Source organism: Porphyromonas vaginalis, assembly GCF_958301595.1.
Taxonomy (GTDB): Bacteria; Bacteroidota; Bacteroidia; order Bacteroidales; family Porphyromonadaceae; genus Porphyromonas; species Porphyromonas vaginalis.
Genome location: NZ_CATQJU010000001.1, coordinates 1282051 through 1296194, shown reverse-complemented (window position 1 = coordinate 1296194; position 14144 = coordinate 1282051). Strand labels below are relative to the sequence as shown.

Sequence of the window (14144 nt, the reverse complement as noted above, 5' to 3'; positions counted from 1 at the left end):
AATTTCTAACCTCTAACCGCCATGCCGACCCATCACAGAGATGATCAGGAGCTCATGCGCTACCTCCTCCGGACAGCAGATCAGCTGGGGGTGGCGAGCTATGTGGCACCTTATCGGGAGCTACTCGAGCGACTCATCCGTGAGGGACAGTATGGAGCTAGTGCAGGAGAGGACGATCGGGAGACCTTTATGGAGCAAGCTGAGATGGCTCAGCTGCTCTGCGACGAGATAGGGCTGGGTGTCGTATCGATCTCGGCAGTCCTACTAGAGCCTCCATACATCCGCGGGACTATCACGGCGCAAGAGGTCGAGGAGCTTTGTCCGCCTGGCACACTCCCCCTCATAGAGCGTCTGGCACAGACGCATGAGTTGTACCATCGCTACGACCTACGTCAGGCAGATCAAGGAGAGGAGTTTCTCCTGACCATCGCCGAGGATATACGTGTCGTCTTGATACTTCTTGTGGAGTGCCTCAATAAGTTGGTCTATGCCAAGGAGCGCATGGACGAGAGCAGTAGAGTGATGCTTGCTCAGGTGGCGCAGGTGCTCTTCGTGCCGACAGCTCACCGCCTAGGGCTTTACAAGATCAAGAGCCAGATGGAGGACTTGACCTTTAAGTACACCGACCCCGAGCATTACTACGAGATCAAGGGGCTGATGGGGCAGACGATCGTGGCACGCCAAGAGTATATGGAGGGGTTTGTAGCTCCCATTCGGGCCAAACTTGAAGAACTCCCCCTTCGCTGGCCCTACACAATCAAGTCGAGGAGCAAGACTTTTACCTCGATTATGAACAAGATGCGCAACAAAGGGGTCTCCTTTGAGGAGATCCACGACCTCTCAGCCATGCGCATCATCATCGATGCCCCGCCCGAGGAGGAGTACGAGGCGTGCTGGCTCGTTTACTCGATCGTGACGGATCTATACACACCCAATACGAAGCGCCTCCGCGACTGGATCTCGCAGCCTAAGGCAAACGGCTATGAGTCGCTACAGATCACCGTACAGGGGCCTGAGGGCAAGAGCGTAGAGATACAGATCCGCACCACCCGCATGGATCGCGTCGCTGAGAGCGGTATGGCTGCGCACTGGCGCTACAAGGGCGTCACAGGAGAGGCTAGCCTCGACTCGCAGCTCACCAGTATGCGGCAGGTGATCGAAGACTTGGCGGGGGATAAGGAGAAGGCCAATGCACAGCTCTCCCTCCGGGTCGAGTCGAGAGATATTTTTGTCTTTACCCCCACGGGGCAGATGATACGTCTGCCGAAGGGGGCTACGGTCCTAGACTTTGCCTTTGCGATACACTCTAATGTGGGGCTGATGGCGCAGAGCGCACAGGTCAATGGCAAGCGCGCTAAGCTGAGAGACAAACTGAAGAATGGCGATGTCATCAGCATCACCACGGCAAAGAACCAGCGACCCTCCGTAGACTGGCTCCAGTCGGTCACCACACGCAAGGCTAAGAACAAGATACGCCAAGCAATACGTGACCAGCAGGAGAGCGGACTGCAAGCGGGCAAGGAACTACTCGAGAGACGCTTTAAGAATAGACATCTCGTCTACCAAGAGTCTATCTTCACCACCCTCCTACGCAAGATGGGGTACAAGGGGAATATGGATTTCTTCATAGACCTCTCTGAGGAGCGGATCAATGTGCCGAACTTCCTCGATCAGTATGCGGAGCTTTGTGCCGAGGCGGAGGCTCGTGCTGCCGAGAGCAGACGGGTGGCTCCGACACCGACGGCGATCAAGTCGACAGAGGCTCCCGACGGACGGGAGATTGTGGTCTCTACGGCAGACTTCAAGGGGCTGGAGTACACACTGGCTAGCTGCTGCAACCCTAAGATGGGCGACGAAATCTTTGCCTATCCCTCCAAGTCGGGACTGAAGATACATACCCGCAACTGCCCCAACGCCATCGACATCTTAGGGCGTCACGGAGACCGCGTCCTACCAGCACGCTGGCGTGGCATGGAGAGTTCTACGGTGGTGGCAACGCTCTATGTGACGGCTCTCCATGACGCTGTCGCGATAGGACGCGTCATCTCTACGCTGCATCAAGCGGACGACTGCACGCTGCTCAACGAAGAGCAGCAGCTCGACGGGGGGCTTTGGCACGGCACCTTTACCTTTAGAGAGGGGGAGCGACAAGCGCTCTTTGCCCTACAAGCGCAACTACAAAGTATCAAAGGGGTGCAGCAAGTGCGCCTCGAACAGTAGCCAGCACAGCGATCACCGACAGTTAGACCCCGAAGAAATAGAGCAGTGCATGACATAGCATCTCATAAGGCGCAAAGAGGTCGTAGCTGTAATGGCGACGAACTGACCACACTAGTGGAGGAGCGCATGAATCGCTGCTCCCCTTTTGCCTGCTTTCGTCTACCTGACGAGGGGCGTACGGTGCGTGAGATTGGGCTTCATCACCCAGCTCGGGCCGCGGAGACTACTGCTGAGGCACTGAGGGGTCGGGAACATTTGGCTGGCTTCTTGATAGCGCCCTTCGCCGTGACGGCTGAGACACCGATGCTCTGGATCGAAGAGGAGCAGGAGGCGAGGGTACTGCAGCTCACGGAGTGCGACGAGAAGACACTCGAAGACTTTCCCCCTGTGGCTCCGATACCGCAAGCGTTGCCCGATAGTTATCGTACGACCTTCGATCGCTTTATGGAGCATCTAGAGGAGGGGACGACGGAGAAGCTGGTCTTGGCGCATCGTGTCGAGCTGCCCAGCATCGCTACGGCACAAGTGGTTGCAGCCTTTGACAAAGCCTTGACGCACTATCCGCATGCCTTCGTGTCGCTCTGCTACACGCCTCAGACGGGACTGTGGCTCTGTGCCACACCAGAGATGCTCCTCAGAGGTGATGGCACGCGCTGGCAGACGGTAGCACTGGCTGGGACGATGCCTCGGCAACGAGATGGCGAGCCGCCCCTCTGGAGTGAGAAGAATAAGCGGGAGCATCGCTACGTGCAGCGCTTCATCGGAGAGATACTAGAGCAGGAGGGGATCCCCTACCGTGCGCTTGCGGTAGAGACAACAACGACTGGCGCATTACAACATCTCCAGGCGCGCTTTGCATTGCAGCTTCCCGACGGCTATGCACCGATCACCTTGGCGGAGCGTCTTCACCCCACGCCAGCGATCTGTGGCACGCCTCAGCGAGTGGCGCAGCATGTGATCCTCGAGGAGGAGTCCTCGGGACGTTCTTATTATTCAGGCTTCCTAGGATGGTATGAGCCTGAGCGATGCGTCGATCTTTTTGTCCAGATACGCTGTCTGCAGTTGCTCCCAGAGCAGGCTTTGCGACTCTATGCGGGGGGCGGCATCGTGCGTGGGTCCAGTCTAGAGAGCGAGTGGCAGGAGGTGCTGCACAAGCTCTCGGCAATACATAGTCTTATAAGGTAAAGGAGGAGCGTGATGATACCGATGGAAGATCCTGTGATCAGCGAACTAGTTGCTCTGCTTCAGGCACATGGTGTGCGTGATGTGGTGCTATGCCCGGGTAGTCGCAATGCGCCGCTCGTTCATGCACTCAGCCACCAGCTCACGGGGGCGACCTGCCACTCGATCATCGATGAGCGCAGCGCGGGCTTCTATGCGCTCGGCTTGGCTCTCGCTACGCATAGAGCGGTCGTGGTGTGCTGTACCTCTGGCACGGCGGTGGCAAACCTTCACCCAGCTGTCGCGGAGGCTTACTATCAAGGGGTGCCGCTGATTGTCCTGTCGGCCGATAGACCTGAGCGTTGGATCGGACAGTGGGCTGGACAAACGCTGCCTCAGCCAGGACTCTTCGGCTCACTGGTGCGCAAAGCGGTGCATCTGCCAGAGCCTCACACCGAGGAGGAGCGGTGGTACTGCAATCGTCTGATCAACGAAGCACTCCTCGCAGCACTGGCTCCGCTCCCTGGACCCGTGCAGATCAATGTCCCAATCAGCGACCCGGGCGTCTCCTTGCTCCCGCCAACTTCAGCAAAGCACGACCCTGAGTCCAGCGATAGACAACCCATTGGGATGCAGCCAGGGCGTCGGATCCAGCAACTTTATCCATATAGTATCGATGCGCAGGCGGTAGAGCCATTGTTACATCGGCTCGCTACGTTCGAGCGCAAGATGATACTAGTAGGACAGGAAAGTTGGTCTGCTGCGACGAGTACGGGGGATAACTTTCCACAAAACTTGCGGGAGCAATTTCTCTGTATCGGAGAGTCGCTATCGAATAGCCCCGTATCGATCTGTTCGCTCGATGCGTTCCTAGCGTCACTCAGCGAGGTGGATCGACGAGCACTACAGCCCGACCTGCTAATCACCCTCGGCGGACATATCGTCTCCAACAAGATGAAGCAGTACCTGCGCAGCTACCCGCCACGGGAGACGTGGCACCTGTCACCTGATCCCTCGGTGGTAGACCTCTTCTGCAGTCTCACCGAGCAAATCATAGCACCTGTTGAACCATTTCTTGAGACAATGGCTCAGAGCTTGGCGGGCTGTGCTAGCTCGCCCTATGCACGTCACTGGCGGGAGCGTATTGATCAACTCCCCTCTCCGACACCACGATACAGTTCTCTGGAAGTAGTGGGGAGCCTCCTAAGCCTTCTACCCGAAGAGCCTTGCGTGCTACACCTGGCTAACAGTTCGTCGGTGCGCTATGCGGAGCTTTTTCGCAAGCCTCGTCGGCTCCTCACGCTTTGCAACCGAGGCACCAGTGGCATAGAAGGCTCGCTCTCGACCGCCTTAGGCTTCGCCCGCCAGAGAGCCGAGGAGCGGCACTTCATCGTCATCGGCGACCTGAGCTTCTTCTACGATCTCAATGCACTAGGGCTGCCCGAGGTGGGGAGCAATGTGCGGGTGCTACTGCTCAACAACCAGAGAGGGAGCATCTTCCAGAGTCTGCCGACCTTAGAGATGGACCGCCTCTCGCAGCGGTACATCACTGCCGAGCATCAGCTACGAGCGCAGGGCTGGGCGGAGAGCTGTGGCTGGGAGTACCTGTCGGTGCAAGAGGCGAGCGAACTAGAAGAAACGATGGCTTACTTCGTCGGTCCTGCCGATCGTCCACGTCTCCTCGAGGCTTTCGTCTCTTCAGAGGATGAGATCGCCGAACTACAGACCTATTTCAAGCAATTACAACCAAGAGAAGAGTTATGAGTGAAAAGAACCAACGGGTATGGAAGCCCCTCAAAGAGTACGAAGACATCCTCTTCGACTACTACAACGGCATAGCGCGCATCACGATCAATCGGGAGCGCTACCGCAACGCTTTTACGCCGACCACAACGGCCGAGATGAGCGACGCTCTGCGCATCTGCCGTGAGGATCAGAGCATCAATGTGGTGGTCCTGACGGGTGCTGGCGACAAGGCGTTTTGCTCTGGTGGAGATCAAAACGTCAAGGGGCGGGGTGGCTACATTGGCAAGGACGGCGTGCCTCGTCTGAGCGTCCTCGATGTGCAGAAGCAGATCCGTAGCATCCCCAAGCCGGTCATCGCTGCGGTCAATGGTTACGCTATCGGTGGCGGACATGTCCTCCACGTGGTGTGCGACCTCTCGATCGCTTCGGAGAATGCTATCTTCGGGCAGACGGGTCCTCGTGTAGGCAGCTTCGATGCTGGCTTTGGGTCCTCGTACCTCGCTCGTGTCGTGGGGCAAAAGAAGGCGCGTGAGATATGGTTCCTCTGCCGCCAATACTCCGCTCAGGAGGCTCTTGACATGGGACTGGTCAACAAAGTGGTGCCTCTAGACCAACTAGAAGATGAGTACGTACAGTGGGCCGAGGAGATGATGCTACTGAGCCCGCTGGCACTCCGTATGATTAAGGCAGGACTCAATGCTGAGCTGGATGGTCAGGCCGGTATCCAAGAGCTGGCAGGCGATGCGACGCTGCTCTACTACCTCACGGACGAAGCACAGGAGGGCAAGAACGCTTTTCTCGAAAAGCGCAAGCCCAACTTCGAGCAGTACCCTAAGTTCCCCTAATAGTCGATGTCACCACAAGAGAGCATCCTCCACCTCCCCACGCTACTGCCACAGATAGCTGAGCGAGTGACCATAAGCGTGGAGCCATACACCCTGCGCTTCCGTCGACCCGCCAAGACCTCCCGTGGCGAGTATGAGACGAAGCGGGTCTACTACCTACGCCTCCAGAGCCTCGAGCAGGCAGCTCATGTGGGTTATGGCGAGTGCGCCCCGATGCCTCAGCTCAGCTGCGATGATCTGCCCGACTACCAGGTGGTGCTAGAGAAGCTGGCGGGGCAGCTGGCGCAGGCTCCCGATCAGTTTGACATAGCCTCGCTATGCCCCTACCCTTCCATAGCTTTTGGCTTAGCCACGGCGATCAATAGCTTCCTCGCTGCTTGTCGTAGTGTCGAGGGGGAGACGGCACCTCCCTTTTGCAACACCCCATTCACGCGTGGTGAGATGGGCATCCCGATCAATGGGTTGATCTGGATGGGCGACAAAGCCTATATGTACGAACAGATCCAAGCTAAGCTAGCGCAGGGATTCCGTTGCTTGAAGCTTAAGATCGGCGGAATAGACTTTGCCGAAGAACTAGAGCTACTCCGCTACGTGCGGCAGCACTTCTCACCCGAGGAGATGGAGCTGCGGGTGGATGCCAACGGAGCTTTTGCCCCAGAGGTAGCTCTAGAGCGACTCAAGCAACTGAGCGACTTTCACCTACACTCGATCGAGCAACCGATACCTGCGAGCAATCAGTGGAACGACCTAGCGAAGCTCACGGCAGCGTCGCCTCTCCCCATAGCACTCGACGAGGAGCTGATAGGGATCCACACCCGAGAGCGCAAAGCGCAACTACTAGATGAGGGCAAGCCACACTATATCATCCTCAAGCCGTCGCTCCATAGCGGGGTCGATGAGTGGATCGAGCTGGCCGAGGAGCGTGGCATCGGCTGGTGGGCGACCTCAGCGCTGGAGTCGAACGTAGGGCTCAGTGCCATCGCTCAGTGGGTCAGCCAGTACCCGATCGCCCGCCCGCAAGGGCTCGGCACAGGCGCACTCTATCTCAACAACAAGCCCTCCACGCTACGACTCGTCGGCGACCAGATGTTTTTCAGAGATTAGAAATTGGCTTTTGGCCGTTAGCTTTTAGCCAACAACAGCCAACAGCCAAGAGCTAACAGCCAACAGCCAACATGTCCGAGCACCTATATATAGATAGCGCACGAGTAGATGCGGAGAGCTTAGAGCCGTTCGCTCAGGGGCTAACCTCCGAGCGCAGAGCCGTGCTACAGCCACTCCTCGCCTTTCTCGGGGAGTGGTGGAGCGAAGAGGAGTATGTGACCGTCCAGACCTCTGGCTCAACGGGCACCCCTAAGCGGATCAGACTGACGAAGTGCGCTATGCGAAGGAGCGGACTCAGGAGCAACCGCTACTTTCAGATCGAAGCTAGCACACGGCTTCTCCTAGCGATGGATCTGCGCTACATAGGTGCTAAGATGATGGTGGTACGCGCATTGCTCGCCGGTGCCGAGCTAATCGTCGTGCCTCCCTCGAGTCATCCGCTGGCGACACTCAGCGTAGCACCGCACTTCGTCTCGCTTGTACCCCTTCAACTACACCACACACTGGAGGTGCCTGAGGAGCGTGAGCTACTCAGCCAAGCAGAGCAACTGATCATCGGGGGCGGAGCCATTCATCCCACTGTGGAGGCGCAGCTCAGCACGCTACCCGTAGCAGCTTACGCCACCTACGGCATGACCGAGACCATCTCGCACATCGCCCTGCGACGGCTCAACGGCCCCCACGCCTCTCCCCTCTTCTATCCCCTCGAGGGGGTACATCTCTCCCAAGGCTCCGAAGGCGAACTCATCATCGAGGATCGCCTGCTCTATCCCGAAGGTCCCGTCCTCACGACCCATGACCTCGTCGAGCTACACCCCGATGGCGGCTTTACCATAGAGGGTCGAGCCGATAACATGATCAATAGTGGCGGTGTCAAGATCAGCCCCGAGCCGATCGAGCGCAAGCTCTCTGCGACACTAGACGTACCGCTCGCCATCAGCTGGGTAGCCGATGCTGCGCTAGGACAAAAGCTCGTACTCGTACTAGAAAGCGACAGCCTCCCCGAAGCTTTGGCGAAGCGGCTAGACGAAACGTGCGAACAGCTCCTACCTCCCTATCACCGCCCCAAAGAGATCCGCTGCGTAGCGCAGCTACCGCACAACGACAACGGCAAGCTCGACCGTCGCGCCCTCCAGCAGCTCCTCAGCTCCACCGCCTCTCCGCACTAACACGCCGCCTCACGGCAGCCCCCCCCCCCCCGTAAGGAGACTTTGCAAAAAGGATGAAGCGCAAGGCACTGAGGGTGAGGCCTGAAGGGAGCATACATCCGTATGTGACCGAAGCCGAATCCCGAAAGCAACACAGCGATTCGCCTTTATGCTCCAGTCTCGTAAGACTCACCACTTGTTCCAGTGGATCACCTCGTCGGGACTCTTGCGCTTCTTCTCTCGAGTTGGTTGCTCCGAGTAGCCAATGAGGATGTCTAGGACCACCTGACGCTTGTCTGGTATGCCCAGTTCTTTGCGCACGGCGGTATCGTTGATCCAGCCTAGTATGCAGCTTCCGACGCCCTCTGCCTGAGCTGCGAGGACGATGTGTGCCACGAGGATGCCTAGGTCTATGGGTCGGTAGTCCACCTTCATCATGCGGCTACCCATACGCGCCACCCAGCGTCCCCGCTCCGCTACGATCAGTAGATGTACGGGTGCCTCCAGGGCAAACTTATTCATATTTGTCACCCCTTTGATGACCGCCTGCCCCACACGCTGCGCAGTCTCTGGCTCGGAGACTGCTACGATACTCCAGGGCTGCTGATTGGTTGCAGAGGGCGCCAGCAGGGCGTTGTTTAGGATGCGCTCCAGCACCTCCTGCGGTACAGGGCGGTCAGCAAATCTACGATCGCTCTGACGCTCCCGATAGAGAGCGTATAGATCTTCAGGGTTCATAATTACAAGGGTTTAGTCAAACGAACGTAGGCGAGCGATGTACTTGCCCAAGATGTCAAACTCGAGGTTGACCACACTTCCCTCCTTAAAGTACTTGAAGTTGGTATGCTCCAGTGTATAAGGGATGATTGCCACCTCGAAAGAGTTTTCCTGCGAATTGCAGACGGTGAGGCTCACGCCGTTGACCGTCACGGAGCCCTTCTCGACCGTCATATATCCCTGGCGCATCATCTCACGATCCACCTCATAGGCGAAGGTAAAGTAGTGGCTTCCATCCATCTCTCGAATGGCCGTACAGCGAGCCGTCTGATCCACATGCCCCTGCACGATATGACCGTCCAGACGGCCACCGAGCATCATACTGCGCTCCACATTGACATAGTCGCCCACCTGTAGGAGTCCCAGATTACTACGATCCAGCGTCTCCTGAACGGCTGTCACCGTGTAGCCCCCCTCCTCAAGCGAGACAACGGTGAGGCAAACGCCATTGTGTGCGATGCTCTGATCTATCTGTAGCTCTGCGGCAAAGTTGCAGGCGAGTGTGATGTGCAGGTTGCTTCCTTCGCGGGTTAGGCGGCGCACCTGCGCCATACCTTCTACTATTCCACTAAACATATATCTATTCGGTTTGCTCTATTGATTAGTTACTTCGCAAAGATACGAAATCATTGCTGTCTTGTAAAGGCTTTTCCCTCTAAACTAGCGGTCGTAGTCGTGGCACCTTGCGGAGCAAAGCGGTGACACCTAATGAGATGAGCGCAATGAGAAGGATGCGTAGCGGGAGGCTTACAGCTGGACAGGCGGTCAGTGCGGGGAGGAAAAGGACGAAAAGCTTGAAGACTACCTGCAGCACCGCAAAGTGTACCAAGTAGATCCCCATCACATAGGGGTAAAGCGTACTTGCCGATACTAAGAGTCGTGCTGTGGGTCGCCATCGGTAGCAGAGGGCGAAGAGCGAGACCACCTTGAGTACGACCAGCGGAAAGAAGTTGACACCCACCCGTCCTAACAATTGGTAAGGCACGTAAATGAGCAGTGCTCCGTGTAGCAGCATACTCCCGATGAAGAGTGCCACGAGCCAGCCTTTGCCCGGCAACTGACTAATGGTGCGAGAGATCAGATAGCCCGCAAGGTAGTAAGGGAGGTACTGCACCCACCAGAGCAGGCAGATCTGCTGGATGCCATACGAGCGGTAGTAGATGTCTACAGCAAGCGCTACGAGATAGCTCCCGAGCGTCAAGATCAGTAATCCCCGATTGCCTCCATAGGTAGGACTATCGCTACGCTCGATCCGCTCGCAGAGCCAGCGTAGCATAGGGGTGACCACGTAGAGTCCCGCCAGCATCACGAGATACCACAAGTGATACCACTGGAAGGCGAGCCACGCCTGCTCCTTCGCACAGTACCAGAAGTAGTAGCCCACAGACCAGACAAGCAGTGGCAAGAGTATCTTGCGCCCCACACTACGCTTGTAGAAGTGTACCAAGCTCCCGATCTGCCGCTCAGGCGATAGCATGAAGGCTCCGCTCATCATCACAAAGAGTGACACCGCTCCCACTGAGAGTGCATACCACGGGGCAGCCTGCCAACGCTCTGACAGCGAAGCCTCTTCCATAAAGTACCCTCCCGCCGTGTGAATGCCGATTACCATCACGACCGAGAGGAGCCGCAGGAGGTCAAGTCCCTGATGGCGTAACGTCTGCTCTGACATCGCTAGTGATCTTAGTTGCGCAAGGCGAGCAGCATACGCAGGAATGTGTCGAAGAGCACCATCTTCGTCAGCACATTGCCACGAATCTCTCGCATTGCCTCCTCGAGGAGACGATAGCAGGCACCCATTGCCTTATTGTTGACCCGTAGCTCCCCTACACGTGCCTCACCACGGAGCGCACGGTGCCACTGCTGCCCCACCTGTTGCATCAGTAGTTTGAGGAAAGCGACCGCTCCCTCACGTCCAGCTTTGTCCACCTCCTCACTGAGCAGCTTCAGACGCAAGATGTCGGCTCGTAGCGTCGCATCGTACCACTGTTGCGCCAGTTCTTGTAGTTTGTCTTGCGAGGCGGAGCTATCGAGTAGCCGTAGGGCATCGCTCAGATTGCCGTCCACTAGGGGGATCATCGCCTCAAGGGCATCAGTAGCTAGCTCAGGGTGCAGTGCTGTCAAGGCCTCTCTCATCTCTGCCTCCGTCATCGGAGGCAATTCGAAGCGCTGCACACGGCTCAGGATCGTGTCTAGGAGGCGATCCGAATGTGCCGACACCAGGATAAAGAGCGTCTCGGCGGGAGGCTCTTCGAGCGACTTGAGAAGTTTGTTGGCCGCTGCATCATTCATGCGCTCAGGCTGGTAGATGATGATCGTGCGCCAGCCCCCTTCGGTGGTCGTGACAGAGAGACGTGACAGGAGACTATTGATCTCATTTACGTAAATAACTGGCTGACTATTGCCCGCCTCCAGCACTTCGAGCCAGTCCTGATCGGTGATGTAGGGCGACCGCTCGAGGAGCGTGCGCCACTCGTCGAAGTATCGCTCCGTAGGGGTCTCGTCTTGTGCCGCTTTGACCACGGGATAGACGAAGATGACGTCAGGGTGAGCACTAGCTGCGACCTTCTTGCAGGAAGCGCACTCGCCACAAGAGTCCTCGCCCGTAGGAGACTGACACTGTATGTACTGCGCCCAGGCCCACGCTAGGTGAAGCCCTGGGTAGCCCTCCTGTATCTCCAGTAGCACAGCGTGGGGCATCTGGCCAGACTGGGTCAGGTGGACGAACTGCTGCTTGAGGGCTCGGTATCCATATATATCGGCAAACTGCATGACTGTGCTTTCTTCTCTAGATTGGTAAAAGGGTTAACGAACAGTACTTCATCACATGCCTCAGCTCACGAAATGACCACACGCTGACCGCTAAACTGTCCCAGCATCCTGCGTATCTCTTGCCATGTGGATAGCTCCTGGAGGAGTGGCTGGTAGCTCTCGTAGTCTGCCTCTGGATGCTCCTCCTGTAGCGTCTGTATCTGCTTCGAGATCTGCTGACAACGCTCATCAGCGTACGCTAGCTTGTAGGTGTATAGCACCTTAAAGGTCATCTCACGCACCCACTCATCGGGTACTTCCTCGTCATCATCATCGTTATTTGGCATCTGTAGCTCCTCGCGAGCCTTGCGAGAGAGCCTGTATGGGGTTGCGTAGAGATCCACCGCCAGCGCAGCCACCTGCGGAACCTCCGAATTGCAAAGGAAGGAGCCACAGCGATGCTTCGACTCACCATCTTCCGAGACGCTCAGCTCCTCCAGCATCATCTTGTTGCTATCGTTGAGAATGCGCTTGACAAGCGGATGGTCGATGACTATGTCATCTTGCTTGAGCTCCTGATAGACGAAGTTAGCCACAGCGACCTGTATCACCATAGGCTCAGCCCCCTCACCAGCCTCCTCGTCCTGCACAGAGATCTTTAGCTTTCGCTCTCCGTAGCGCACTACTAGGCGGATCAGATCCAGTTCCTCATTGCTCATTGGCGCATCTAGAGGCGAGATCTCCTGCGGGGTCTCCTCGGGAGCGTCCTCTTCGGGTGTCTCTGCCTCTGGAGGGGCATACTGATAGACCCGCCCACGGCTAAAGCGCTCTCGCTTGATCTGCTGCAAGAGTAGATCCTCGGCCACGCCATACATCTGAGACATCTGCTGTATGTAGACGATCCGCTCGAGGCTGTCGGGGATCGTGGCAATGCTCTGCAAGATGTCTCGCATCAGCTGCGTCTTGAGCTGCGGGTCACTAGCCATCTGCTGAGCGTAGAGTTGCGACTTGAAGGTCAGGAAGTCCTGCGCATGGGCTGCAAAGTACTCCTCCACCTCTGTGCGACTACGATTGGAGACAAACTCATCGGGGTCCTCTCCATCGGGTAGTACCAAGAGCTTGATCTGCATCCCCTCAGCGAGGAGCATATCGATCGAGCGCAGTGCCGCCTTGACCCCCGCCTCGTCACCGTCGAAGAGCACCAACACATTGTGCGAGAAGCGTCGCAAGAGCTGTATTTGGCTCTCCGTAAGTGCCGTACCAGAGGTCGCCACTACATTCTCTATGCCTACCTGGTGCATGGCGATCACATCGAGATAGCCCTCGACGATGATGCTTTGATCCAGATGTGCTATGGCACGCTTCGCCTGATACAGACCATATAGCTCACGGCTCTTGTCGTAGATGATGCTCTCGGGCGAATTGATATACTTGGCGATCTTGTCCGCCTTGCGCATCGTACGCCCACCGAAGCCGACGACCCGCCCCCCTACATTATATATAGGGAAGATAACCCGCTCGTGATAGCGGTCAGCACTCGGACGCCCCTCGCTCGGAGCGTAGAGCAGCCCCGTCGCCACAAAGCTCTCCATGTCGTAGCCATGCGCCTCGACATACTTAGCCAAAGCACGACGATCACTAGGCGAGTAGCCCAGCCCAAAGGTCTGTATCGCCTCCGAGCGGACGCCACGCTGCGTGAAGTAAGGCAGGGCTATATCTAGCCCCTCCTCACTGCTGAGGAGCTGCTCGGTAAAGAACTTCGCTGCCACCTCATTAGCGAGGTAAAGTGCCTCACGCTCACTCTGACGCTGTTGCTCCTCCTCGGTCATCTCCCGCTCTGGCACTGGGATATTATACTTCTGAGCGAGGTAGCGGAGTGCCTCGACGAAGGAGCAGTTCTGTATCTTCATGATGAAGGATACAGGCGTGCCACCAGCACCACAAGCGAAGCACTTGCAGATATTCTTGGACGGAGTGACGATAAAGGAGGGGTGACGATCCTTGTGAAATGGACACAGCCCCACAAAGGCCGACCCCTTGCGTCGTAGATGCACGAAGTCCTGCACCACCTCATCGATGCGTGCCGTATCTATGATCAGTTGTTTGGTCTGTTCGTCAATCATCCGTCTACTTCTCTTGCTCTGCAAATGTACTCATTTCACGTCAATAGGCTCCGTCCTTCACAGGGCTGAGGCATCATAATCACTCTGTCAGGAGCTACACATGAGTGACCAGCGAGAAATGGATGAGTGCACTATACATAATAATGTGTCAGCCAGGGATTGGCTGTTGGCTGTTAGCTATTGACTGTTAGCTATCGGAACCATCGGAGCTATCAGAGTGATCGGATCTCTAATCTCTAACTTCTACCCTCTAATCTCCATTTACATAT

The 14144-nt window shown here is 56.8% G+C and carries 11 protein-coding genes; 6 read left to right on the top strand and 5 right to left on the bottom strand.

Annotated elements, in window-relative coordinates; translation table 11 throughout:
- Window positions 1-21: 21 nt before the first annotated feature.
- The 6 genes from Q2J34_RS05145 to Q2J34_RS05120 all read left to right on the top strand — a co-directional run bounded on the left by Q2J34_RS05145 (window position 22) and on the right by Q2J34_RS05120 (window position 8245).
- Entirely contained in the window at window positions 22-2220 is a 2199-nt protein-coding gene (locus tag Q2J34_RS05145; RefSeq protein WP_298886210.1) for a RelA/SpoT family protein, read from the top strand.
- 45 nt (window positions 2221-2265) lie between these two features.
- Entirely contained in the window at window positions 2266-3405 is a 1140-nt protein-coding gene (locus Q2J34_RS05140; RefSeq protein WP_298886208.1) for a chorismate-binding protein, read from the top strand.
- Window positions 3406-3426: 21 nt separating this feature from the next.
- Window positions 3427-5145: a 2-succinyl-5-enolpyruvyl-6-hydroxy-3-cyclohexene-1-carboxylic-acid synthase gene (gene menD / locus Q2J34_RS05135; protein WP_300969458.1), complete on the top strand. Its 1719-nt coding sequence runs from the start codon at window positions 3427-3429 to the stop codon at window positions 5143-5145.
- Window positions 5142-5972 carry a 1,4-dihydroxy-2-naphthoyl-CoA synthase gene (gene menB, locus Q2J34_RS05130; protein ID WP_298886204.1) on the top strand — a complete coding sequence of 277 codons (831 nt, stop codon included), beginning with the start codon at window positions 5142-5144 and terminating at the stop codon, window positions 5970-5972. The genes menD and menB overlap by 4 nt, the downstream gene beginning before the upstream one ends.
- Before the next feature lie 6 nt (window positions 5973-5978).
- Window positions 5979-7076 (top strand): o-succinylbenzoate synthase, encoded by a 1098-nt coding sequence (locus Q2J34_RS05125; protein ID WP_300969457.1) that lies wholly within the window; start codon window positions 5979-5981, stop codon window positions 7074-7076.
- Window positions 7077-7147: 71 nt separating this feature from the next.
- Window positions 7148-8245, top strand: a complete 1098-nt coding sequence (locus tag Q2J34_RS05120; RefSeq protein ID WP_300969456.1) for an AMP-binding protein — start codon at window positions 7148-7150, stop codon at window positions 8243-8245.
- Window positions 8246-8413: 168 nt separating this feature from the next.
- Here the strand turns inward: Q2J34_RS05120 and Q2J34_RS05115 are convergent, their stop codons facing one another.
- From Q2J34_RS05115 to dnaG, 5 genes are all read right to left on the bottom strand, one after another.
- Window positions 8414-8962 (bottom strand): nitroreductase family protein, encoded by a 549-nt coding sequence (locus Q2J34_RS05115; RefSeq protein ID WP_300969455.1) that lies wholly within the window; start codon window positions 8960-8962, stop codon window positions 8414-8416.
- A gap of 12 nt (window positions 8963-8974) precedes the next feature.
- The gene (locus tag Q2J34_RS05110; protein WP_298886193.1) at window positions 8975-9577 is read right to left on the bottom strand and encodes a riboflavin synthase; all 603 of its coding nucleotides are present in this window, start codon (window positions 9575-9577) and stop codon (window positions 8975-8977) included.
- 79 nt (window positions 9578-9656) lie between these two features.
- Window positions 9657-10673: an acyltransferase gene (locus tag Q2J34_RS05105; RefSeq protein ID WP_300969454.1), complete on the bottom strand. Its 1017-nt coding sequence runs from the start codon at window positions 10671-10673 to the stop codon at window positions 9657-9659.
- A gap of 11 nt (window positions 10674-10684) precedes the next feature.
- Complete coding sequence (locus tag Q2J34_RS05100) at window positions 10685-11773, bottom strand: DNA polymerase III subunit (protein ID WP_300969453.1); 1089 nt, start codon at window positions 11771-11773, stop codon at window positions 10685-10687.
- 65 nt (window positions 11774-11838) lie between these two features.
- The gene (gene dnaG, locus Q2J34_RS05095; protein WP_300969452.1) at window positions 11839-13875 is read right to left on the bottom strand and encodes a DNA primase; all 2037 of its coding nucleotides are present in this window, start codon (window positions 13873-13875) and stop codon (window positions 11839-11841) included.
- Window positions 13876-14144: the final 269 nt, after the last annotated feature.